Origin of the sequence: Collinsella sp. AM44-11 (genome assembly GCF_003467145.1) — a bacterium.
Lineage (GTDB): Bacteria > Actinomycetota > Coriobacteriia > Coriobacteriales > Coriobacteriaceae > Collinsella.
In genome coordinates, this window is the sequence record NZ_QSFE01000016.1 from 1 (window position 1) to 23608 (window position 23608).

The window sequence follows — 23608 nt, forward strand, 5'->3', positions numbered from 1 at the left end:
GCCTCCCATTTCTCATGTCCAAGAAATGGGAGGCAGTTCAAATCAGTCTGCCAGCGGGCTTTTCTGTGCGTTGGAAAATCTCGGCATTGCTTGGCGCTACACGCGCGTCGCATCCTTGGGGCTCATGGTCATGCTCTGGAAGCGGTTCTCCATGTAGTCGTTATCGAAATACTTGCCGTAGAACTGCGCGACGGGAATATCCGGCTCTGTGCCGTTGACGCGCTGGTACCAGTAGTCGAGCGACTGCAGCGTCATGACGCCGTCGACCAGCATAATGACGGTAAAGATGACGGTAGCCGAGTAGCGACTCTTCCACGGAATCATGTTGATGAGCTTGAGCAGCCTCGGCAACAGCAGCTTGATCCAGATAAGGCCACCCAGGCCCCACAGGCAGGCAAAGCCCGTGCAGGTGCGTCCGCCCGTAAGAACGGCGAGTGGGTCGGGCATGCCAAACAGCTTCATGTGCGAGTAGCTCCACGAGACCACGCCAAATGAGGTCTGCATAAACCAGCCCACGAACACCTCAAAGCTCGCGCCGAGCACAGCGCTTACCAGGAAAATGATGATGGGGTTCTTTTTATAGAAGCGGTTGAGCACCATGGTCATGAGTACGGCGCCAAAGCCATAGATGGGGCTGAAGGGACCAAACAGCATGCCGGCGCGGTTCTGGTAGACGCCCGGGTCGTCGACTGTCATATGCCAGATGTCCTCGGCGATCAGGCCGAGCACGCAGCAGACGAAGAATACCCAGAACAGGTTGAAGTAGTTGAGCTTGATGTAGCCCTCGCCGGTTTCATCGCGGCCGAGCATGCCCTCGGCGGCGGCGTCGCGGTCGAGCATCTCCTGCAGGCGGCGCTGCAGTTCGCGCTCCTGGCGCAGCGTGGGGTCGACGGTTGCCGAAAGCGCGACGAGGATGCCGAGCTGAATGGCAGGGCGCAGCAAGAAGGGCCCGATGCCCTGGAGCATCACGTCGACCAAAAGCTCGACGACGGTGAATGCAATAAGGATGTAGGACAGGCGGGCGGCGTTGCGGCGCTGGTTTTTGATAAGGTCCAGGCCAAAGATGATCAGGATGACGGCACTTGCCGCAGAGAGCATGATGCCGGCGACGATGAGTCCAACCGAGACCAGCATATTGTCGCCGAGCTTTTCGGCGGCGTTGCCGTTGATGAGCGCGGTGATGACCTGCCACATAAAGGCAGCGACCGACGGGAGTGTGCCCACGCCGGATAGGATGCACAGGACGGCGTACACCTTAATGATGAGGGGAATCTTCTTGACCTCCGTGGCGCTGGGGACGCTGGGGTCGAGTTCGTTTCGATCCATACAGAACCTTTCTCGCTTTGTTGTCGGTTATAAGGATACGCCGACGCCCTGCCAAAAGACGGGACGAACGTCCCAATTGCAACTTTGTAATCCCCAACGGCGGACGCGGCGGCCATCTGGGGGCGCGGGCGCTTGCGCTGGACAGACCGATAAAATGTTTGGCCACAAAACGGATTATTAGCTCGGTGGGCTTTTAAAAAGCGCTGCTCATGCGCTGGGGAGCGCGTCGCGCCGTGCGTATAATAAGGCGGGTAACGCCAAAATACGAGGCTCTGAGGGGATGCCATGTCTCAAGAAACCATCCGCGCGGCCGAGCGTGCCGCGGGACAGGTGAACGCCATGTCGACGTATGATCCGGACTCCGACCAGCTGCATGAGGAATGCGGCGTTTTTGGTGTCTGGGCGCCCGATCGCGACGTGGCTCGACTGACGTACTTTGGCCTGCGTGCACTGCAGCACCGTGGCCAAGAATCGGCGGGAATCGCCGTGGGTGACGGCGGTACGGTTATGGTCCGCAAGGATCTGGGCCTGCTCGACCGCGTGTTCTCCAACGCCGACCTGTCGACGCTCTCCGGTCAGCTGGCCGTGGGTCATGTGCGCTACGGCACCGCCGGCGCCAAGAGCTGGGAAGCCTCTCAGCCGCACCTCTCTACCATCAATAGCGTCATTATCGCGCTCGCGCACAACGGTACCCTCGTCAACACCGACGAGCTGCGTCGCCAGCTGATCGAGCTGGGCGTGCCGTTCCTCTCCAATTCGGATTCCGAGGTCGCGACCAAGCTCATCGGCTACTTTACCCAGCGTACGGGCCACCTGCGCGAGGGCATTCGCAAGACCATGGAGCTCGTGCGCGGTGGTTATGCCATGACGCTCATCAACGAGCAGGCGCTCTATGCATTCCGCGATCCGCACGGCATTCGCCCGCTCGTGCTGGGCAAGCTGGTGGACGAGGGTCTTGATCAGGCCGACGCCGCAGCCGTTTCGCAGCTGCCGTCGCAGGACGGCGCCGCGACGGTCGACTCTGCCGTCCGTGTCACGCGCGCCGGCGGCTGGGTCGTTGCTTCCGAGACCTGCGCACTCGACATCGTGGGCGCCGAGTACGTCCGTGACGTCCGTCCCGGCGAGATCTTGCGCATCAGCGCCGAGGGCCTGGTATCCGAGCAGGGCGTGCCTGCGGCCGAAGAGCCCGCCAACTGCATCTTTGAGCAGGTCTACTTTGCCCGCCCCGACTCCATCATGAACGGCAAGAGCGTCTATGCCTGCCGTTACGACATGGGTCGTCAGCTGGCACATGAGGAGCCTGTCGAGGCCGACCTGGTCATCGGCGTGCCCGACTCCGGCCTGCCGCCCGCGGAGGGGTATTCGCACGAGAGCGGTATTCCCTTTGGCGAGGGCCTTATCAAGAACCGCTACGTGGGCCGTACGTTTATCGAGCCCACGCAGGAGCTGCGCGCCATGGGCGTGCGCATGAAACTCAACCCGCTGCGCGACAACATCGAGGGCAAGCGCCTGGTCGTCATCGACGACTCCATCGTGCGTGGCACCACTATGGTGCAGCTCGTCAAGATGCTGCGCAGCGCTGGCGCCAAGGAGATTCATATCCGCATCAACTCGCCCGAGGTCATCTGGCCGTGCTTCTACGGTATCGATACCGACGTGCAGTCGCAGCTTATCAGCGCCAACAAGACGGTCGACGAGATTTGCGAGTATATCGGTGCCGATTCGCTGGCCTTCCTTTCGGTCGAGGGCCTGCTTAAGGTCATGCCCAAGGGCGGTTACTGCGATGCGTGCTTTACCGGCCGCTACCCCGTGGCGATTCCCGAGAGCTTTGGCCGCGACAAGTTTATGGAGGGCTTTAAGCCCCGCAACCTGGACAAGCCGCTGCACTTTGACGACGACGCCGTGGTCGAGAAATACGACGACCGCAGCTGGGAAGAGGAGCACGGCGAGGCCTAAAACCTGCCATATGGGGACAGGTATATTTTGGTAGGTTTTACCTGCTGTTTTGTTGATATGACGGCGCGTGCTGTTATGGCGCGCGCCGAAATGAACGCAACTATGAGCACCGTTTGGCGCCCGCGCGGCGCCACGGTAGCGGGAGAGGAAGGCTCAGATGAGCGACAGCAAGCATGTGACGTATGAGGATGCCGGCGTCGATACCGCTGAGGGCGGCCGCGCCGTCGACGCTATTAAGCAGATGGTCAAGGATACCAATCGCCCCGAGGTTATCGGCGGCATCGGCGGCTTTGGTGGTTTGTTCTCGGCTGCCGCGCTTAAGGATATGGAAGACCCGATTCTGATTAGCGGTACCGACGGCGTGGGCACCAAGCTCGTGCTTGCCCAGATCATGGACCGTCACGAGACGGTGGGCCAGGACCTGGTCGCCATGTGCGTCAACGACATTTTGGCTTCGGGCGCCGAGCCGCTGTTCTTCCTGGACTACGTTGCCATCGGTCACATAGAGGCCGAGCACATGGCAAAGATTATCAAGGGTGTGGCCGACGGCTGCAAGCTCGCGGGCTGCGCGCTCGTGGGCGGCGAGATGGCCGAGCACCCGGGCGTCATGGCTCCGGCCGACTACGATCTCGCCGGCTTTACCGTGGGCGTCGTCGACCGTCCCAAGATGCTCGACCCCGCAAACGTCCGCCCCGGCGACGTGATCCTGGGCCTGCCTTCCACCGGCGTGCACTCCAACGGCTACTCGCTCGTGCGCAAGGTCATCGGCGTCGACGGCATCAAGCCGGGCACGCCCGAGGCCGCCGCTAAGGCCGAGGAGCTGAGCCGTCCGCTCGAGGAGCTCGGTGGCGCTTCGCTGGCTGACGCCCTGCTGGCCCCCACGCGCATTTATGTGAAGCCGATTCTTGAGCTGCTGCGCGGCGGCGCCAACGTGCATGCTATCGCCCACATCACCGGCGGCGGTATTACCGAGAACCTCAACCGCGCGCTCGCCGACGACGTTGACGCCGTGGTCACCCGCAACGGCGCCGAGATGGGTTGGGACGTTCCTCCCGTCATCACCTACGTGTCGCGCCAGGCCGAGCTCGCCCCCAACGAGGCATGCAAGACCTTCAACATGGGCGTTGGCCTGTGCCTGATCGTCGCCCCCGAGGACGAGGCCGCGGTTACCGAGGCCCTGGTCGCGCTGGGCGAGAAGCCGTTCCGCGTGGGCGAGTGCGTCGAGGGTTCCGGTAAGGTCGTGTACTCCGATGAGCGCTAACGAGCAGATGGCTGCCGCCGAGGGCCTGGACTTTGTGCCCTATACCCGTCCGACCGCCACCGATACGGCCGAGCCGCTTAAGATCGGTGTGCTCATCAGCGGCTCCGGCACCAATCTGCAAGCGCTGATTGACCTAATCGCCGCCGGCAAGCTCAACGCTTCGATTGAGCTTGTGGTGTCGAGCCGTCCTTCGGCTAAGGGTTTGCAGCGCGCTGAGCGCGCGGGCATCCAGACGCTCACGCTGTCCAAGGATGTCTATGCCGACCCCATCGCCGCCGACGAGATCATCGCGCACGAGCTGCTCGAGCGCGGCTGCGAGTATGTGGTCATGGCCGGCTACATGCGCATGGTGCACACGCCTCTGCTGGCGGCGTTTCCCAACCGCGTGGTCAACTTGCATCCGGCGCTGCTGCCGAGCTTTACCGGTGCGCATGCGATTGACGATGCCTTTGCGCGCGGCGTCAAGGTAACTGGCGTGACTGTGCATTTTGCCAACGAGGTCTACGACAACGGTCCCATCATCGCCCAGCGTGCGCTGGCTGTTGAGGAGGGCTGGGATGTCGACACGCTCGAGGAGCACATCCACGCGATTGAGCACGTGCTGTATCCCGAGGTCGTGCAAATGCTCGCCGACGGCCGCGTCCACGTGCTGGAGAGCGGCAAGGTCGCAATTGATGCGGCGCGTTAGCTCGTGTAAAAGGGTCGCCTAGGTTTCGTTGAGGCGTAAAGTCGTCATTAGAACCAAGAAGTCGGTAAGGGCCTCGTCCGCGTGTGGGCGGGGCCCTTTTGTGTGGTCTAACAGGTTTGCTATACTGCTAGCACGTAGAAAGGAGCCGCTATGGGAACGGCAATGGTGCAGCTCAACACACGAATCGATCCTATGCTCAAAGCTGGTGGCGATGCGGTCCTAACTCGCAATGGGTTGGGGCCGAGCGATGCCATTCGCGCGCTGTGGGCCTATCTTGTCGAGCATCAAACGTTGCCGGGATTTATGGTGGCGGATAAGCGCGAGGCGCCCCGTGCGGAGAGCCTGGCCGAGCAGGGGTGTGGCCTAGCTTTTTCCTCGTTGGGGCTAAGCGCTTCGGATTTTGCGCCAGCTGAATCGTCTGCGGAAGACTGGGATGCCGTACGCGATGATATGTATGACGCGATGATTGCCGACATGGAGGCGAATTGCCGATGATCGAGGCAAAGCACCTGCTTGTGGATACGAATGTGTGGCTTGATTATTACCTGCAAGAGGGGGCATTCCACGAAGCGAAGCGCCTGGTGGAGCTTGCCGAGGCGGGAAAGATTGACCTTCTGTACGCGCCGACGACGGCAAAGGATGTGTTCTACATTTTGCCTCGGCGCCTAGCCCGGCGGAATGCGAATGGGATTAACGTGTCGTTTGCCTCGGCGTCATGGGCCTGCATTGAGCACATGATGCAGGTGGCGACGGCCTCTCCGCTTTCGTTGGCAGAGTGCGAAATGGCGCGCATGCTTGGCAAGCGCATGCCGGATCTTGAAGACAACCTCATCATCGCTTCGGGCGAGACGGCAGATGTTGACTACGTAGTCACGAGTGACCGACGCATGCTGGAGGCAATGCCCGAGGTTTGCCTGACGCCCGTGCGTGCACTCGAGATGATCGAGATCCTCGACTAACCTTGCCTGCCTCGTTTCGCTATCATATGGGGAAATGTGAACCTCATGCAACTTTGGAGGACGGTATGGCGGATAACGCCGAGATGCTATTCTCGCCCGAGCTGGTGTTTTTTGATTGGGAGTGTGCGACGCCGGATGAGGTGTTTGCGCAGCTCGAGGACGAGCTCGCTCCGCGCGGCTACATTGCCGAGGGTTGGCTCGATGCCGTCCGCACGCGCGAGGACGCCTATCCCACGGGTCTCGCTATGCCGGCGGCAAACATCGCCATTCCGCATACCGATCCGGGATTTGTGGCCAAGCCCTATATCGCGGTGGTAAAGCCCGCTGCACCTGTGATGTTCAACGCGATGGCGGGTATGGGCGCCCCGGTGCCGGCGCAGATTATCATCAATCTGGGCATTGCCGAGCCGGGCGGCCAGGTCGAGGCCCTGCAAGCGCTTATGAATATCTTTATGGATGCCGACGCTGCAGCCGATGTACTCGGCCAGACCGCGCCGCAGGGCATGGTCGACGCCATCCGCCGCCACTTCTAAAGCGGCACTCGGGGACGTTCCTTTGCTGCCGGCAGGTAGGGACAGTCCCCATCTGCCGGCAGAAAAGGAACGTCCCTGGCTGCCAACTGCCAGACCTGTCCCCTTTGCACCAAAATGGTGCAGATTAACCCGTCTCCCATGCACCAGGTGTGTCGCGGGGGCTGCGTTGTGACACAATGGCGTTTGTTCGATTCGTGATGCGAAAGGCCAAACATGGCAAACAAGAAAAAGAACCCCGAGGTCGCGCCGACGTCCGAGCAACGGTCCCGCGCCGCCTCCAGCTCTCGCAAGAAGCAGCGCAAGACCTATGTGTCCAAGACCGTCAAGATTGTCCTGGTGGTCATCGGCGTGCTGGCGATGCTGCTCTCCGTCTCGGCCATGGCGTGCTCCGGCCTGATGTCGCAGACCGAAAGCGCCAGCTCGGGCTATAAGCTCACTGGTGGCGTGGCTGCCACCATCAACGGCACCAACCTCACCGAGGACACCGTGACCAAGCAGATCATGAGCATGCGCACGTCCTATGGTTATACCAAGGACAAGGATTGGGCGCAGTACCTGGTCAACAACGACCTTACGCCCAAGAAGTACCGCAAGCAGCTCATCGATTCCTACACGCAGCAGATTCTGCTTCAGCAGGCGCAGAAGGAAAACGGCGTGACGGTGTCGGATGAGGAAGTCGAGAAGGCTTGGAAGGACGCGTGCAAGAGCGCGGGCGGCGCCAAGACCTTTAAGAAGACCCTTAAGACTTACGGCTACACCGAGGACGCCTATAAGAGCTCGCTCAAGGAGAGCCTGGCGCAGCAAAAGCTCAAGGAAGCCGTGGCGCCCACCAGCAAGCCCAAGGACAGCGAGATCGTCGATTACATCAACGAGAACCTGTCGAAGTACAACGATGCCCGCCGCTCGTCGAACATCCTGATCAAGGTCGATTCCGACGCATCCGACGAGGACAAGGCTGCCGCCAAGGCCAAGGCGCAGGAGTGCCTGGACAAGATTAACTCCGGCGAGCTGAGCTTCGAAGACGCCGTGAAGCAGTATTCCGACGACACCGGTTCCAAGGAGAAGAAGGGCGACGTGGGCTGGGACAAGCTCACCACCTTCGTCGACAGCTATCAGGCGGCGCTCGAAGGCCTTAACAAGGGCGACGTGAGCGACGTCGTCGAGTCGACGTATGGTTACCACATCATCAAGTGCACCGACTACTTCCATGTCGATAGCCAGGTCGATGACATTAAACAGGTGCCCAAGGACATCAAGAAGTACGTCTCCAACGTGGTGAAGACGCAGGCAGAGAGCACTGCGTACAGCGAGTGGCTGGAGCAGTACAAGAAGGACGCCGACATCACCGTTAACCCCATGCCCAAGGACGTGCCGTACAACGTCAGCCTGAAGGGCGTCACCAAGAGCTCGACCGACAATTCGTCGACGACTGAGTAATCATGGGGCGGCGCTCGTGTGAGTGCCGCCCGCACTATTGAGGAGGATTTGCAGATGACCAACGAAGAGCTGCAGCAGGAAATGATCGCCGCCATGAAGGCCAAGGACAAGGTTCGCCTGTCCATCATTCGTCAGGTCAAGGCCGAGGTGAAGAACATCGAGGTCAACGAGCGCCGCGACGTGACCGAGGAAGACGTCAACAGCATGATCAAGCGTCTCATCAAGCAGACGAGCGAGACGCTGGAGATGTCCATCAAGGCCGGCACCGACCAGGACCGTACCGACAACCTGACCGAGCAGGTCAAGATTCTGGAGAGCCTGCTGCCCGCACAGGTTTCGGGCGAGGAACTTGAGGCTCTGATCGAGCAGGTTATCGCCGAGCTGGGCGCCACGTCCAAGAAGCAGATGGGCCAGGTCATGGGCGCGCTCGGCAAGGCCACCGGCGGCAACTTCGATAAGCCTGCCGCGGCAAAGATCGTCGGAGCCAAACTCGCGTAATTTGTTACGCGGTTTTACCAAACCGCGTAACGGCTCGACGCTGCAAACCCGTACACGCGGCAATCTGACGTTCAATTTCAAGGGCGCGACCATAAGGTCTGCGCCCTTTCATTTCACGTCACCTTGCTCGCGTGTACGGGTTTTCGCTGACTTATGCTCAACAAGGGCGGTTGGGCGCTCACTGGGGACAGACTTAAATGAGTGCCCAATGAGTGGGCGGAAGATTGCGGGTTCTTTACGGGGATGTAGCGTGGGCTGCGGAAACGTGGTTCTTTCCGTACAATAGTTCAACTCGTGTAAACGCAGGGAAGGGACATTCATGGCAGACATGATCGAGATCAAGCATCTCAACAAGTACTTTGGCGACCTGCATGTGCTCAAAGATATCAACCTCACCGTCAAGCGCGGCGAGAAGCTCGTAATGATCGGGCCTTCCGGTTCGGGTAAGTCGACACTCATCCGTTGCGTCGATTATCTGGAGGAGCCCACGTCGGGCGAAGTCATCATCGACGGTACGCCGCTCACCAAAAAGAATCACCTGGAGATGGCTCGCAAGTATAGTTCCATGGTGTTCCAGCAGTTCAACCTGTATCCCAACATGACGGTGCTGGGCAACCTGACACTCGCGCCCATCAAGCTGCAAAAGAAGAGCAAGGAGAAGGCGACCGAGATCGCCATCGCCGCACTCAAGCGCGTCGGCATGGCGCATAAGGCCGGCGAGTATCCGCAGAATCTCTCGGGTGGTCAGCAGCAGCGCATCGCCATCGCCCGCGCCCTGTGTACCAAGCAGCCCATCATCCTGTTTGACGAGCCGACTTCGGCGCTCGACCCCGAGATGGTCCAGGAGGTTCTGGACGTTATGATTGAGCTCGCGCAGGAGGACATCACCATGATCTGCGTGACGCACGAGATGGGCTTTGCGCGCCAGGTGGCCGACCGCGTCATCTTTATGGAGGACGGCCGCATCCTGGAGGAGGGCACGCCCCAGCACTTCTTCGATAACCCCGAGAACCCGCGCTGCCGCGAGTTCCTGTCCAAGATTCTGCACTAGGCGCGGTGATGGACATGACGGATATGACGAGGGCGGCTGTATCGCGCCGTCACTTTTTGCAGCTGGCTGGCGCCGGCATGCTTGCGCTGACGGGGACCGCGCTCACCGGTTGCGGCAACTCCACCAGCGGCGAGGGTTCCGACAAGGGATCCAAGCTTGCGGCCATTAAGTCGCGTGGCCATCTGAATGCCGGCGTTAAGAAAGATGTTCCCGGCTACGGCTATTACGACACCGCCAAGGGTCGCTTTGAGGGCATGGAAGTCGATTTGTGCTACCAGATCGCCGCTGCCGTCTTTGGCGTGAGCTACAAAGAGGCCCGCGCCCAGGAGCTTGTCGAGTTTACCGACGTAACGCCCAAGACGCGCGGCCCGCTGATCGATAACGGCCAACTCGACGTGGTCGCGGCGACCTACACCATCACCGACGAGCGCAAGAAGAGCTGGGATTTCTCGACGCCGTACCGCACCGACTACGTTGGACTCATGGTCAAGAAGCGTTCGGGCTTTACCTCGATTGAGGACCTGGACGGCAAGGTCATCGGCGTGAGCCAGGGTGCCACCACGCAGGGCCTGATCGAGCAGATGATCAAGGACAACGGCTTTAGCTGCAAGCCCGAGTTTAGGGCCTTTAGCGGCTACCCCATCATCAAGAGCTCGCTCGACGCCGGCAATATCGACGTCTTTGCCATGGACCGCTCCACGCTGGCCGGTTACATGAACGAGACCGTTGAGCTGCTGCAGCCCGAGGTCAAGTTTGGCGAGCAGGGCTACGGCGTGGCGACCAAGAAGGGCTGCGACCTTTCGGCCGTGGTCGATCAGGTGATTTGCGATCGTCTGGCCGACGGCTGGCTCGACCAAGAGGTCAAGACCTGGGGTCTTGTATAGGCGCATCGTCCAAGGAAGGAATCAAATGCTCGAAGGATTATTTGACGCCGACCGTTGGTCGACGACATTTCAAAACATGGGGCCCTTCTGGGAGGGCTTTGGCGTGACGCTACAGGTGGTCGTTGCCGGTCTGCTGCTGTCGCTGGTGCTGGGCACGCTGCTGGGTGTGTTCTCTACCACCCGTTCGCGCGTGCTGCGCGCCATAAGCCGCGTGTACGTGGAGTTTTACCAGAACACCCCGTTGCCCGTGCAGGTGCTCTTTATGTACATGGCTGGTCCGCAGTTTTTGCAGGCCATAACCGGTGCCGACCAGCCGGTGCGCATCGCGCCGTTCGTGCTGGGCTTCTTGGGCGTGGGCCTGTATCACGCGGCCTACATCTCGGAGGTTATCCGCACCGGTATCGAGGCGGTTCCGCGCGGTCAGATGGAGGCGGCGCAGAGCCAGGGCTTCACCCGTGCGCAGGCGTACTGGTACATCGTGCTGCCCCAGACATTCAAGATCATTCTGCCGCCGCTGTGCAACCAGGCGCTTAACTTGGTCAAGAACACGTCGGTGCTGGCGCTCGTGGCCGGTGGCGACCTTATGTATCGTTCCGACAACTTTGTGAGTCTGTACGGTTACCTGCAGGGATACATCGTCTGCTGCCTTATGTACTTCATCATCTGCTTTCCGCTCGCCATGCTGGTGCAGTGGCTCGAGCGCCGCTCCAAGGAGCGTCCGCGCGGCGTGAGCCTCGCCGAGCTGGGGCTCGACAACGTAGAGGAGGCCTAGCGCATGGAAATCTTCAACGCGACCAACCTGCTCTACATTTGGGGCGGCTTTGTTAAGACGATCGAGATCTCGGCGCTGTCGATCTTTTTCTCGCTCATCTTTGGTACGGTGCTGGCGCTCGTTAAAAGCTATGCGCCCCGCCCGTTCCGTATTCTGGTGAGCGCCTATATCGAGCTGTTCCGTTGCACGCCGAACCTGCTGTGGATCCTGTTTATCTACTTTACGGTGCAGGGTTTGGACATTGTGATCTCGACCATCGCCTTTACGCTGTTTACCAGTGCTGTTATGGCCGAGATTGTGCGCGGCGGCCTCAACTCGATTCCGCGCGGCCAGTTTGAGGCGGCGCAGAGCCAGGGCTTTGGCTTCTTTGCCACGATGCGCTACATCATCCTGCCTCAAACGTTTAAGACGATTATCCCGGCACTGTTTAGCCAGTGCACGACCGTCATTAAGGACAGCTCGTATCTTTCGGGCATTAACGTGGCCGAACTCATGTACACGGCAAACGTCGTGATGGCCCACGCGATCGATCTGTCGCAGGTGCTTATGCTCTACGGCCTGGTGTTTGCGATGTACTTTGTGCTCAACTTTGGTATCTCGCTGCTGGTCCGAGCTTACCAACGCCGCATCGTAGCCGCATAGCCTGGCTTTCCCTGGCACCCAACCTTGGCCTTCAAACCGTCGCTCGCGTACCAAAGTATGCGTCGCTCCTCTTTCAGGCCAATCTTGGGCACCAGGAAAACCCAGGTACGGTATCGTGGGAATAAGAGATAAACAGCCCTTTTCTCATTTGTTAGAAAGGAATCGCGATGAGCGATCTGGAGAACAAGAAGAATCCTGTGGTCATTACCATCGCGCGCGATTTTGGTGCCGAGGGTCACGAGATTGGCCGAATGCTTGCCAACGAGCTGGGGATTCCGCTGTACGACAACGAACTGCTGGTGCGTGCGTCGCTGCGTGCGGGCGAGTCGCTCGATAAGATGGCCGCCTACGACGAGCGCCTGGCCGTGGAGAACATGGCGTTTTTGCCCGACCGCTACGACGCCCGTTCGTACTCGGACAAGCTGTTCCAAAAGATGAGCCAGGTGATTTTGGACCTGGGTGAGACCGAGAGCTGCATCATCGAAGGGCGCCTGTCCGATTATCTGCTTCGTAACAACCCCAACCACATTGCCGTGTTGGTGACTGCTCCCTTTGAGGACCGCGTCGAGATTGTGCGCAAGAAGCGTGGCCTTAACAAAAAGAAGGGCGCCAAGCTGGTTAAACAGCAGCAGAAGGCGCGCGAGGCTTTTTACAAGCGCTATAGCGCCGGCAAGTGGAAGATGACGAGCGGCAAGGACATCGTCGTCAACCGCGCCAAGCTGGGGCGCGAAGGCTGTAAAGACGTTATCGCCGCTGCCTACCGCTACAAAGTCGCCCAGCTCGAAGCCTAGCCAATCAAAACCACCACAAAGGCACCTTTGTGGTGGTTTGTTTTAGGCGGAGGGGAACGCCTTGGTGAGACCGGCGCGCGTCTGCGTGCCGGTCTTTTGATAAATGGAACTCAGGTGGCGCTGCACCATGCGCATCGAGATACCAAGCTCCTCGGCGACCTGTTTGAGCGGGCGCTCATCTTGGGTCACAGCCACCAGCACGTCAACTTCGCGTGGGGTGAGAGCGTGATCGGTGATGAAGACCTGACGCTGCTCCTCGATACTCGGTGCTGCCAGCGCCTCCTCGGCAAGCTGTTGATGTTCGCGCTCCTGCTCGGTTTGGGGTAGGCGGAACAGGCCGGCTGCCACGAATGCCACGCAGGCGGCGACGAGCAAAACGAGCGCGCCGATCATAATGAGGGCAACGTTATCCGAGGTCACGAGAGCAAGCGAGACGCCCGACGTGGTGAACGCGCACACGTTATTGGCGGCGCGTCCCATGCCGGCCCAGAAGGCGGGCGCGTGCATGCGCGGTGCCAGCTGAGTAAACGTGGCAGTAAAGAACGTGACGAAAAAGCCCGAGCTCAGGTAAAAGACAATGAGGCCCAGGTTGGGATCGGCTCCTGCTTCGACGGCTAAGATCGAAATGGTGGAGAGTACCGTGACGCCGAACATGACGAGTCCCATGTAGCGACGCTCGGCAAGATCAAAGATAAGACCGGCGGCAAGACCGCTCGCTGCCAAAAAGAGGCGCGGCCAGGTCTGCACAGCGATGGTGCCGTGGGCGTTGGAGAACGTGACCACGTTATCGAGAGTAGAGAACAGACAGGCCAGAATCATGACGAGCGCGATGCTCCAACACGCCTGCTTGGCAAGGGCGTGCGATGGCTCAACAAGGGGATTGATGGCGGGGCTGGAGCTCTCAGCAGCCTTTTGGGGAACGACGCTGAGGGCGGAGATGGCGATCGTCGCTGTGCCAAGGACGATGAGCTCTGCGATGCCGCCGCAATTGAGCAGGTTGATGGCGAACTGCATCAGGATGCCCGCGGCATAGGCTGCTCCCGCACCGGTGGCGAGCTTGGGATCGTCTTGGAATGTCGTTGCGAAGGCATGGTGTGCCGCGCCACCCAGTAGGCCGAGTCCAAGGAATGCGAGGCATCCCAGAATCTCGAGCGCAAGCGGGCTCGTGGGGGACTGAATCTGAGTCAACCCCAAGATGGCGATGGGGACGGCGGCGCTGACAACTGCCCGAGGCCGGCCTTTGCGCTGTGCGAGCCCGAGCAGCGGCGCGTATCCGATAAAGCCGAGCACGCTCGCACCCAGAATAAAGCCCTGTGCGAGCACAACGCGCTCGGCGCCGGCGAGTAGCCCGACATTGACGTCGAAGCGAAACTCGGCGGCAAGGAAGGCGAAGGTGAAGAGCGCGAGTGCCAGAAGCGCGTTGATTTTAGGCCTGCTCAGGTTCAAGGACGGTCCTTTGGGTGGACGAATAATCGTGTCCTCGATTGTAGCGTTCCCGGGACGAGTGTGGCGATGGCGAAATCATATTGACTTAAACCGCAGGTAGAGGCCTTGGTTCACATCTACGAACCTAGGCATGCGGAGTCATTTGACACATCTTGGTGGTACAGAATCACCGCAAAGGGGACAGGCGCCTTTGTGGTGGTATGGCCCATCGACCAAGGAGGCCGTTATGTACGGAAACCACTTTGACAAGCAAACCCAACGCGAGCGTACCTGCTCGCTGGTTCACGGTACTTGGCGTTGTGTGGGTGCCAAAATCGCTTGCGCTGGCGCGTGTGCGCTTATGGTCGGCCAGCTGCTGCTGCCGAGCGTGGCGCTTGCGACCGAATGTGACGATTCCGTCGCTGCGATGGGCGAGGTTGCCGCGGCTCCGGTGACGCCGACGGTTGCGGAGGATACGGCTGCAACGACCGCACCAGCTGCTTCGACCGCGCCTGCAACCGATGCTGCTCCGGCGGCGCAAGCCACCGCTGAGCCTCAGCAGACGGCCCCGACTGGCGCCACCGATGAATCCAACGATGCGGCACCCGCTGAACAAAATACTCCCAGCGACAACGCCGCCACGCCGGCGAATGACGCCATCATGCCCTGCGGTGTGACCGATGTTGTTGGCGGCAGCGACGTTAGGGTCAATACGACCGTGGTCCCCCACTATACGGACTGCGCGCTTCCGAGCAATGTCACACTCGAAAAGGGCCAGTCGTATACCTATGGTTTTCCCGATGTTGAGGGCGGCATGCCGGATGAGCCGCTCTGCGAACTCGTCGAAACCAAGTACTACCGGGCCGATGCTGCTTCGGGCACCCTGGCTGAAGTCCAGGACGCATCTATGTCCGATGTGACGGCTCACTTTGAGCCTGTTGGCGATCACATGAGGCTGACGCTGACCTTTACGGGTGGCGCGGCAGGCGGCTCGTATCGACTCACGCGCAATGAGGCTCTCTATATTGGCGCGGCACTGGAGTATACCGGAACTGACTATGAAGGCAGCTCGACTATCCTCAACGAAACCAGGTACGATTATTACCTCCGCTACGTCATCAATAGCGAAATTACGCTCGTTGCGTCAGAAAACGAAGCCCTCCATAACCTGGACGTCAACGACGTGAAGACCGACTACGCGCCCGGTGAGGCGCCGCGCGCGACCGCGACGATCCCCGCTGCCGATGCCGACAAGTACGAGATCGCCTACGAGTGCTGGGAGGAAATGGAGCTCAATATGGAATCCGGGGAGTCGGTACCCGTCGCCTTCTGGTATTCCGATCCCACAGAGTACAAGCCGGGCATGAAGAAGATTGACCACTTCGAAGAGGGCAAGTTCTACATGTACTCCGTTGAGCTGAGGCTCAAGGGCGACAATACCGTGGCCGGTGACTGCATGATGTACGTCAACGGTCATTGGGCGCACCACATCAAGACCGTCAACGGCGTCTTCGCGCCAAACGCCGACAATATGCTGTGCGAGCAGCCGATCGACGAATGGCGGGCCATCGACGTTATCGAGATCAACGGCGCCACGACCACCTTCAAGGCGGGCGATAAGCCGGTCTTTACGGCGAATGTTCCGACGGGTTCCAACTCCCTTCCTCAGTGTGAGTTCTGGACGGGCAGCGATGGCAGCGAAGTGAACTCTCAGAAGTTCTGGGATCAGAACATCACGAATCACATCGACGTCTTTAAGCCCGGCGTGACCTATCGCTACGGTATCTACCTCAAGTCCGCGCGCGGCTTCTACTTTACGCCCGACACCAAGCTGGTGATCAACGGCCAGGAGCGCGGCTACCAGGTCGCGGATAGCGTATCCGATGAGGACAGCGGCTGGATCTACACCCTGTGGCTCAACACCGATCTGACCTTTACGCCTGAAGCCACGCCGACTCCCGATCTGCAGCCTACGCCGGATCCCAATCCGACACCGCAGCCTGGGGTGAAGCCCGCGGCCAAGCCCGAGGTGAAGCCCGCGGCCAAGCCGGCCACGACAACCGCCACGATCAAGACGGTTGAGAAAACCACGCAGGCCAAGAAGGGCGATGCTGTCCTGGCTACCACGGGGGATACCACCGCGATGACGGTCGCCGCCCTAGGCATCGCCGGCGCAACCGTAGCCGCCGCCGGCCTCGCCGCGACCAAGCGCCGCAAGCATTAGAGCTGGGTGACGGCTCTCGTTCTCGGCCTCAGCAAAATCTCAATCTGTAACACCAAGCCAGATATTTGGGCTTCAGGTGTTACAGATTGAGATGAACTGTTCGGCTGCCAACCTAACGTCTCGATCCGTAACACCAAGCGGGGAATTTGACCTCTAACTGTTACAGATTGAGACTAACTGGCCGGCCAAGTCCAGAACCGCCACAAAGGTGCCTGTCCCCTTTGTGGCGGTTTGCGCAGGTAGAACGGTAGGTTCGTATATATGAACCTACCGTTCGCTTTGTTTTTGGACAACGATTACGCTGGATGACTTTTGGTTTGCAGGAAAGGAACGACCATGAGGTGGACTACTGTTCGAGCGCTTTGCCGCCGCCTGACCATTGTCGCGGTGACCCTCACCATGGTGACGGGCTCGTTGCCTGTGGGCGCGTTTGCTGAGGTGCTCACCACCGATAGCACCTTTGTGCAGACGGATGTCGACCAAGTAGACGCCGCCGACCCCGCCGACGCCGCGCCCGATGCCGATGCCGCCGATCACGCGCCCGATGCCGGCGCCGCCGACCCCACAGCGCCCGATACCGGTGACACCCCTACGCCCCCGGCCTCCGAGATTGCATCGGCGGCGGGCCTGACGGGCGCCGGACAGACCGAGAGCACACCTGCGGGTACGCTTGCCACCGATCTTGTCGAGGGCAAGGAGCTCGCCGAGCAGCAAAAGCAAGAGGAGGCTTCCGGCACCGAGGCGACCTGGAACGAAGAACTTGAACTCTGGGCAACCTCGAAGGGCGCCACGGGCGTAAAGGACGAATACGACGATGGCTACGTGGCCGGCGAGCAGACCCCCGCGCAGTACTACTTCTCGATCGATAGCCTCACCAACGAAATTTCTATCGAGTATGGCGACGCGGGCATTACCACGTTGGAGGTGCCCTCGACCATCGACGGCAAGCATGTCGTAAGCCTTAGGGGCATGGGAAAGCCCGCTCTCACATCGGTCACCTTCGCCCCCGATTCGCACGTCCGCACCGTTGGCGGCCTGGGAGGCAGCAGCATCAAGGAAATCGCACTGCCCGATTCGGTTGAGGAGTTGGGCTGGAATGCGTTTACCGGAAGCAAGACACTCCAGACGGTGACCTGGCCCAATAACGCGGCCTTTACCACGATTCCCGAGCAGGCCTTTGAGGGCTGCGAACAGCTTGACGACAATGTGGTGGCAACGCTGCCACCTTCGGTTAAGACTATCGACTATCGTGCCTTCGCCAATTGCGGCGTGCCGCAGTTCTATGTCTCGGATACAACGGTACTCACCTTTACGCAGATCAATGTGCCGGGCACGGTGGAGCGGATCGGGCACTATGCATTTTGTGGGTGCTCCTTTGTGTCGTCGGTGACGATTGGCGATGGTGTCAAATCTATCGGGGCGCTCGCGTTCGCCTCTCTTGATCCTGCGATTGCCGGCAAAGAGATTGTGCTACCCAAAAGCGTGGAAATGATAGAGTGGGGAGCTTTTGAGAACACGAGATACGGAAACGAGACGAACCATAATGCCGTTGCCCTGCGCGTGATGAATCCCGATCTTCAGTTTGGTGAGGCGGGCTATCCGGGCGACTATAATGAGCGCGCGACAATCGATGGCGTAACGTATGCGATTCCCTTTAGTGAAGGCCAGACCATCTATGCCTATGCGACCGATTCGGCTGGCAACCCCTCGATGGTCAAAAAGCTTGCCGATGCCGTGGCCGATCGCAAGGACTCCGTCGATTCCTCGAAGCCTGCCTACACGTTTGAGTGGATGGGCGAGGCGGCCCAGGTGACGGGCAAACTTCCCCAGAGCGCGACGGCTACACTCGTGCAGGCGGGGCAGTCCACGCCGCTGGCGGTTGGCGATGACGGCAGCTTTACAGCGGACGCTCTCTCCAAGACAGCAGTCACCCTGCGCATTTCGCTCAGCGGTTACTATGACATGGTGCTGGCGCGCCCGGGCGACCAGATGACGGGCACGTGGAATATCGGAGAGATTAAGGCGGAGGACTTTACCAAGATTCCGACTTCGCGCGCGATTGAACTCAATGTGGCCTATCTCGAACCGGTCGCAGGCCAGGATAAGACCGAACGCATTGAGCTCGATAGTCTCGATAACATCGATCTGACGGTGAAGAGCGGCGGCAAGACGCTCAAACCTGCCAAGGGCGACAAGGAAAACGACTACCGTATCCAGGGTACAGCGCTCGTGGTGTCGCAGGCCATTGCCGACGCGGACCAGGATCTGGAGATAACGCTCGTGCCCAAAGACAGCCTCAAGCTGGGTGGGGCGACGGCGACGGTGAAGCCTTCGGCCGGCAAGGCCGATATCGACTTGAAGCCTTGGGGTACGGCGACGGTCACGACCAAGGGCGACTACCAGGGAGCCAACCGCGTGCTGGTGTTCCGTGCGTCCGACGGCAAGCTCGTCGCCGACGGCGTCACCTATTTGATGGGTTATGAAGACGATGGCACCACGCCTATCATGAAGGCCGAGACGCCGCGCCTTAAGGCCGGTTCGTACACCATCGTCGCCTTTAACAAGACGAGCTACGACATCCAAGCGACGAGCTATTCCACGTTTAGCCGCCTAGGGCTGACCGTGGGTAAGCATATCGCGCAAAAGCAGGTGAAGATTGAGGACGGCAAACAGCTCGACGTGACGCTCGACGTCCCCACGTTTGACGTGGAGACGTATCGTGCCGAGCGTGGGCTGACGGCGGGCTCGGTTATCGCTGATTCGTCCGCGGTCGTTGGCGTGGAGACCGAGCTGCGCATTCATTACGAGCTCAAGGACAGCCAGGCTGCCAAGATTGAGATTCCGCTGGCCAAGGATGCCGTCGAGGATGTGTCCGCAGGCGCTCGCGAAGCCGGCGCCAGCTCCGATGCCATGTGGGCTGGCACAACTTGGGAGGGCGATAACCTCGTTCTCAATATGAAGAAGGGCATGGGCGCCGATGTGTTTGTGCGCTTTAAGCCTAAGGCCGCGGGCGCCTATGCCATCTCGCCGCTCATTACGCTGGGCGAGGTGACATTGCCGCTGGGAAGCACCACACTCGAGATTAGCGGATCGCGCATCGAGGTCGACAGCACCGACGTTCACAGCCTGCTGGGCAATGTGGCCTACGTATACGCAGCGCCCGGCAAAAGCGTGCAGCTTACCGTGGGCGCGGGCGCCTCGGCCGCAAAGTACACTGGCAAGACCAATAAACTCGGCCGTGCCAAGATTGAATACGACCTGCCGCAGGATACGCTTGCCGCCGAGCGTGTGACGCTCGAAGCGCGCGTGGGCTCGACCGACGTCGCCGCCGCTGCCGCAGAGGTGACGGCTCGCAATTATGTGCGCTATGTTCCGGGCGCTTCGGTCTGGAACTTTGATGTGACGTATCGTGGCGGTACGCAAAACCTGGTCAAGGACGGCAAGGACACCGGCAAGAGCCTGTGGACCTTCCATCATCTGCCGCAAAAGAAGAACGCCTACTGGACGTTCGATATCACGCTCGAGGTGGGAAACGAAGAGGCTGCCGACACGCTCGACCTGTACGTGGACTGCGTGGATGGCAAGACGGTGACGATTCCTCTGACTCAAAAGTCGCGCGAGGGCACCCATGTGCGCTATGTGGCGGAGTATGTGGACGAGGGTTACCTTAAGCTGCTCGACGAGTTTAACAAAGCGAATGACTCGACCTATGTGAACTGCGGCAACTTTGAGCAGGTCTTTATGCCGCAGACCTACCGCATCTCCAATGCTCAGCTTATGACCATGCTGAGTTTTGACGCCAACGCTTCGGCCAAAAAGCATTCCGCCGCGGCCGAGGAGCGCCAGCAGGAGTTCTCGAATGCCGTGCAGCAGTGGCACGAGTATATGATGGATAACTCGTTTAATGATGTCGACGAGGCCTTTAACGACGCGATTGATCAGATGGTCGCCGATGCGTTCGCCGAGGAGGAGAAGGGCGGTAAAGAGGGCGAAGCCCAAGGTGGAGCTGCCCGTAAGGCTCGTCGCGCCCCTACCGCCAGCGACGGCGAGGTTGATGATGCTGGCAACGACGAGGCCGCGCAGTTTGCGGCCGAACTCAAGGCTGCGGTTGGCGGCTCGTCGGCGCTGCTGACCAAGCAGGGCGACAGCTATGGCGTCAATGTGGACAAGATGATCTTTGAGGACGCGTACGGCACCGGCGAGGATTGGTACCAGGAACTCGCGTCGGCCCATGGTGCAAGCGCGGCGGACGCGGCGGCGCTCAAGGAGCTTGTTGACCATGCATCGCGAGCGGAGTTTATTGCCCAGCAGGCCGAGGATCTGGTGGGCCAGTCGATGGGTATCGGCCAGCTCAACCAATATGGAAGCTGGAATGACGCAACCGCTGCGGCGCTCAACAAGTGTGCGGGCATTAAGGCCAGCGAGTACAACGGCCAGTCGACGAGCGGGTTTAACGATTTGGGCCAGGCGCTCGGCAGCTCGCTGAGCTACAAGGCAGCTGACGACGATACCGTCAAGGGCTTTAAGGTCGCCGCGCCCGATGGCGAGCAGACGGCCTATATCGAGTCGGAGTTTATCGAGAACTCCAATAACAACAAAAACCAGGCGCTGCTGTTTAACTCGATCGCCATGCAATGCGACATTTTGGACAATCTGTACGATAACTGGAACGTAGTCCACAGCCTCAATAACTCTACGATTCGCGGATGGCTCATGGCCTGGAAGCGCAACGGCGACGTGAGCGCCCATATGAAGCTCATCCGCACGATCCGTTCGCTCAAGAGCTATAAGATCGAGTGCGAGATGTTCGGACAGGTCTTTAAGACCGATGCGTGGAAGGCGGCCGGCCAGGCGTTTCCCGCGGCGACCCAGGGCATCGGCATCTTTACCGGCATTTACGGCGTGAACGATGCCAGCAAGAACTGGGAGAACGTGAACGTCCGTATGCAGAAGGTGAAGGGCGAGCGCGAGGGCTATGAGCTTCAGCATACGCGCTTGCTTGCCAAGCCCGAGAAGACCGAGGACGACTGGAAGTGCATTTACGCGCTGCGCGACGCCATGGAGAAGGCGCGTGCGTTTGAGGATCTGCTGTATCGCCAGCTCTGCCACGATAGCACCGATGTGGCGGTGGGCTCCATTATGACAATCGCCGGCGTGCTGACGGCCGGTTCGGCGGGTACCGTGGTGGGCGCTGCCTATGACGCGGCTTCGACGAGTGTGGGCTCGGAGCGCGCGATTAAGTTGACCAATGCCGAGTGCGCCTACGATGTCGCCTGTGAGCAGGTGGAGCGCGCGTGCCAGAATCGTATTACGGTCAACTGGGGTGAGCTGACCGATGCCGAGGTCTATAACGCCAACAAGGACGGCTTGATCTCGGACGAGAAGATGCAGTCGATCTTCGAGGCGCGTTACCGCCATGTGGCCGCCAAGGCTGCACCCGACCCTGCGGGCGTGGTGTACGAGGGCCTGCTGTCCAATACGGTCAAGGGTGCGACGGTTGAGCTGTGGAGCGCCGACGATGCGGCCGGCACCAATGCCACGCGTTGGGATGCCGAGGAGTATGAGCAGGACAATCCGCTTGCAACGGGTGCGGACGGTGCGTACAACTGGAATACGCCGACCGGATGGTATCAGGTGCGCGTGACCAAGGACGGGTATGAGGAGGCGCGTTCGGCTTGGCTGCGCGTGCCGCCGATTCGGACTGAGGTGAACATTGGTTTGGTGTCGACGGCGGCGCCCGAGGTAGCTTCGGTCCATGCCTATACCGATTGCGTCGAGGTTGAGTTTACGCAGTATATGGATGCGAGTGACGATGCCCTGGTCGCATTGTGCGCGCAGGGCTTGGGCGACGTGACGTATACGTGGCTCGACAAGCAGGACGATCCCAATGGCAGGCCGCTGTCGCGCGTGCTGCGTATTCGCTATGCCGATGCGTGTGAGGCGGGCTCGACGGTGTCGTTTGAGCTCGACGGTGCTCGGAACTATGCCGGCACGGCCATGTCGCGCTGGGCAAGCGGGGAGCTTGCCGTGGGCGTTCGTGCCGACAAGCTCAAGCTCAACGTGGAACAAGCTGTGACCATGCTTGAGGGCGGCGACTTTGAGCTGGTGGCACATGTGACCGATAAGGCGGGCAAGCCGTTTGCGGGCGCCAAGGTTAGTGTTGGGCTGGAGTCCTCGGCTATCTGCTCTGTCGATGCCACCCAGGCCGTGACGGGCGAGGACGGCGCGGCGACGTTTATGTTGCACGGTGCCCTGCCCGGCTTGACGACGTTGACGGCGACGGTGGACGGCACGGCGCTGTCCAAGCAGGTCGACGTTCGCGTGTCTGCCGAGGCAGTGCGACCGGCGCGACCGGTGGCGACGATTGGTGCGACGACGTTTGGTGCATGGTCGCCCAAGGAGAACTACATTACGGTGCCCAAGGGCACGAAGCTGGAGCTTTCGGCGGAGGATGGCGCGACCATTTGGTACACCACCAACGACACCTGCCCCTGCCGTGACGAAGGCCGCGTAAAGTACACCGAGCCTATTGTGCTCGATAGCAACATGTATGTGCGCATTGCGGCGCAGCGTCCCGGCATGTCGTACAGCGAGTATTCGGAGCGCTTGAACATTACGATTACGGTGACCGATGAGGCGGTGCCTGAGCCCAAGCCGGAGCCCGGGCCGGAGCCCGAGCCCAAGCCGGAACCCAAGCCGACGCCTGGCAGCGGCGAGCAGGGTGGCGGTGCGGATGGCTCTGGCGGTACCGGGGTTCCTGCGGGTGGTTCGACTTCGACGACGACAACGGTGACGACGGACAAGTCCAAGGGTAAGGGCAAGAACGGTAAGAAGTCCGGCGGCGCGGAGCTCGCCAGCACGGGTGACTTCGCCGCGATGACGGTCGCCGCCCTGGGCATCGCCGGCGCAACTGTTGCCGCGGCAGGCATCGCTGCGACCAAGCGTCGCAAGCGCTAGGTTTTGGCGAGCGCCCATCCTCGGCTTTAGCAAAATCTCAATCTGTAACACCAAGCTGCCCAAAATGGCTCCAGGTGTTACAGATTGAGATGAACTGTTCAGCCGCCAGCCTAACGTCTCGATCTGTAACACGTAGCGAGGAATTTGGCCTCTAACTGTTACAGATTGAGATGAACGGGCGGACGTTCGCACAATATCTTGATC

17 protein-coding genes are annotated in these 23608 nt (G+C 60.2%); 15 read left to right on the forward strand and 2 right to left on the reverse strand.

The features are described 5' to 3' along the window. Positions 1–96: 96 nt before the first annotated feature. On the reverse strand, positions 97–1326 hold the full coding sequence (locus DW943_RS08970) for a putative ABC transporter permease (RefSeq protein ID WP_117629791.1): 1230 nt from the start codon (positions 1324–1326) through the stop codon (positions 97–99). A gap of 285 nt (positions 1327–1611) precedes the next feature. Here DW943_RS08970 and purF point away from each other — a divergent pair, with 285 nt between their 5' ends. From purF to DW943_RS09035, 13 genes are all read left to right on the forward strand, one after another. After that, entirely contained in the window at positions 1612–3282 is a 1671-nt protein-coding gene (purF, locus tag DW943_RS08975; RefSeq protein WP_117862817.1) for an amidophosphoribosyltransferase, read from the forward strand. A 157-nt stretch (positions 3283–3439) separates the two neighbouring features. Then, complete coding sequence (gene purM / locus DW943_RS08980; protein ID WP_055251557.1) at positions 3440–4543, forward strand: phosphoribosylformylglycinamidine cyclo-ligase; 1104 nt, start codon at positions 3440–3442, stop codon at positions 4541–4543. Beyond that, the gene (purN, locus tag DW943_RS08985; RefSeq protein ID WP_117862818.1) at positions 4533–5231 is read left to right on the forward strand and encodes a phosphoribosylglycinamide formyltransferase; all 699 of its coding nucleotides are present in this window, start codon (positions 4533–4535) and stop codon (positions 5229–5231) included. Before purM ends, purN begins: the two co-directional genes overlap by 11 nt. Before the next feature lie 150 nt (positions 5232–5381). Beyond that, the gene (locus DW943_RS08990) at positions 5382–5726 is read left to right on the forward strand and encodes a type II toxin-antitoxin system RelB/DinJ family antitoxin (protein ID WP_117862819.1); all 345 of its coding nucleotides are present in this window, start codon (positions 5382–5384) and stop codon (positions 5724–5726) included. Further along, complete coding sequence (locus DW943_RS08995; RefSeq protein ID WP_199572868.1) at positions 5723–6190, forward strand: PIN domain-containing protein; 468 nt, start codon at positions 5723–5725, stop codon at positions 6188–6190. Before DW943_RS08990 ends, DW943_RS08995 begins: the two co-directional genes overlap by 4 nt. 65 nt (positions 6191–6255) lie before the next feature. Beyond that, a complete protein-coding gene (locus DW943_RS09000; protein WP_117862821.1) occupies positions 6256–6723 on the forward strand; it encodes a PTS sugar transporter subunit IIA in 468 nt (155 codons plus the stop codon). 213 nt (positions 6724–6936) lie between these two features. After that, positions 6937–8160: a peptidylprolyl isomerase gene (locus DW943_RS09005; RefSeq protein WP_117862822.1), complete on the forward strand. Its 1224-nt coding sequence runs from the start codon at positions 6937–6939 to the stop codon at positions 8158–8160. 54 nt (positions 8161–8214) lie between these two features. Further along, positions 8215–8658 carry a GatB/YqeY domain-containing protein gene (locus DW943_RS09010; RefSeq protein WP_117862823.1) on the forward strand — a complete coding sequence of 148 codons (444 nt, stop codon included), beginning with the start codon at positions 8215–8217 and terminating at the stop codon, positions 8656–8658. 319 nt (positions 8659–8977) lie between these two features. Next, the gene (locus DW943_RS09015; RefSeq protein WP_117862824.1) at positions 8978–9709 is read left to right on the forward strand and encodes an amino acid ABC transporter ATP-binding protein; all 732 of its coding nucleotides are present in this window, start codon (positions 8978–8980) and stop codon (positions 9707–9709) included. Between the two features lie 8 nt (positions 9710–9717). Next, the gene (locus tag DW943_RS09020; protein WP_082435536.1) at positions 9718–10593 is read left to right on the forward strand and encodes a transporter substrate-binding domain-containing protein; all 876 of its coding nucleotides are present in this window, start codon (positions 9718–9720) and stop codon (positions 10591–10593) included. Positions 10594–10618: 25 nt separating this feature from the next. Then, entirely contained in the window at positions 10619–11365 is a 747-nt protein-coding gene (locus tag DW943_RS09025) for an amino acid ABC transporter permease (protein ID WP_035136546.1), read from the forward strand. Between the two features lie 3 nt (positions 11366–11368). After that, a complete protein-coding gene (locus DW943_RS09030; protein ID WP_055285379.1) occupies positions 11369–12007 on the forward strand; it encodes an amino acid ABC transporter permease in 639 nt (212 codons plus the stop codon). Positions 12008–12174: 167 nt separating this feature from the next. Next, positions 12175–12798 carry an AAA family ATPase gene (locus DW943_RS09035; protein ID WP_117634658.1) on the forward strand — a complete coding sequence of 208 codons (624 nt, stop codon included), beginning with the start codon at positions 12175–12177 and terminating at the stop codon, positions 12796–12798. A gap of 42 nt (positions 12799–12840) precedes the next feature. Here DW943_RS09035 and DW943_RS09040 read toward each other — a convergent pair whose 3' ends face one another. Beyond that, the gene (locus DW943_RS09040) at positions 12841–14244 is read right to left on the reverse strand and encodes a helix-turn-helix transcriptional regulator (protein WP_117862825.1); all 1404 of its coding nucleotides are present in this window, start codon (positions 14242–14244) and stop codon (positions 12841–12843) included. A gap of 226 nt (positions 14245–14470) precedes the next feature. On the opposite strand from DW943_RS09040, the gene DW943_RS10775 reads away from it, so the two are divergent. Together DW943_RS10775 and DW943_RS09050 are read left to right on the forward strand one after the other, a co-directional pair. Further along, positions 14471–16447 carry an LPXTG cell wall anchor domain-containing protein gene (locus DW943_RS10775; protein ID WP_147348653.1) on the forward strand — a complete coding sequence of 659 codons (1977 nt, stop codon included), beginning with the start codon at positions 14471–14473 and terminating at the stop codon, positions 16445–16447. A 336-nt stretch (positions 16448–16783) separates the two neighbouring features. Beyond that, positions 16784–23404: a leucine-rich repeat protein gene (locus tag DW943_RS09050; RefSeq protein WP_117862827.1), complete on the forward strand. Its 6621-nt coding sequence runs from the start codon at positions 16784–16786 to the stop codon at positions 23402–23404. Positions 23405–23608: the final 204 nt, after the last annotated feature.

Bases quoted from the DNA above. Each gene is read 5' to 3' on its own strand.
- DW943_RS08970 (WP_117629791.1), bottom strand. From the start codon at position 1,326: ATGGATCGAAACGAACTCGACCCCAGCGTCCCCAGCGCCACGGAGGTC.
- purF (WP_117862817.1), top strand. From the start codon at position 1,612: ATGTCTCAAGAAACCATCCGCGCGGCCGAGCGTGCCGCGGGACAGGTG.
- purM (WP_055251557.1), top strand. From the start codon at position 3,440: ATGAGCGACAGCAAGCATGTGACGTATGAGGATGCCGGCGTCGATACC.
- purN (WP_117862818.1), top strand. From the start codon at position 4,533: ATGAGCGCTAACGAGCAGATGGCTGCCGCCGAGGGCCTGGACTTTGTG.
- DW943_RS08990 (WP_117862819.1), top strand. From the start codon at position 5,382: ATGGGAACGGCAATGGTGCAGCTCAACACACGAATCGATCCTATGCTC.
- DW943_RS08995 (WP_199572868.1), top strand. From the start codon at position 5,723: ATGATCGAGGCAAAGCACCTGCTTGTGGATACGAATGTGTGGCTTGAT.
- DW943_RS09000 (WP_117862821.1), top strand. From the start codon at position 6,256: ATGGCGGATAACGCCGAGATGCTATTCTCGCCCGAGCTGGTGTTTTTT.
- DW943_RS09005 (WP_117862822.1), top strand. From the start codon at position 6,937: ATGGCAAACAAGAAAAAGAACCCCGAGGTCGCGCCGACGTCCGAGCAA.
- DW943_RS09010 (WP_117862823.1), top strand. From the start codon at position 8,215: ATGACCAACGAAGAGCTGCAGCAGGAAATGATCGCCGCCATGAAGGCC.
- DW943_RS09015 (WP_117862824.1), top strand. From the start codon at position 8,978: ATGGCAGACATGATCGAGATCAAGCATCTCAACAAGTACTTTGGCGAC.
- DW943_RS09020 (WP_082435536.1), top strand. From the start codon at position 9,718: ATGGACATGACGGATATGACGAGGGCGGCTGTATCGCGCCGTCACTTT.
- DW943_RS09025 (WP_035136546.1), top strand. From the start codon at position 10,619: ATGCTCGAAGGATTATTTGACGCCGACCGTTGGTCGACGACATTTCAA.
- DW943_RS09030 (WP_055285379.1), top strand. From the start codon at position 11,369: ATGGAAATCTTCAACGCGACCAACCTGCTCTACATTTGGGGCGGCTTT.
- DW943_RS09035 (WP_117634658.1), top strand. From the start codon at position 12,175: ATGAGCGATCTGGAGAACAAGAAGAATCCTGTGGTCATTACCATCGCG.
- DW943_RS10775 (WP_147348653.1), top strand. From the start codon at position 14,471: ATGTACGGAAACCACTTTGACAAGCAAACCCAACGCGAGCGTACCTGC.
- DW943_RS09050 (WP_117862827.1), top strand. From the start codon at position 16,784: ATGAGGTGGACTACTGTTCGAGCGCTTTGCCGCCGCCTGACCATTGTC.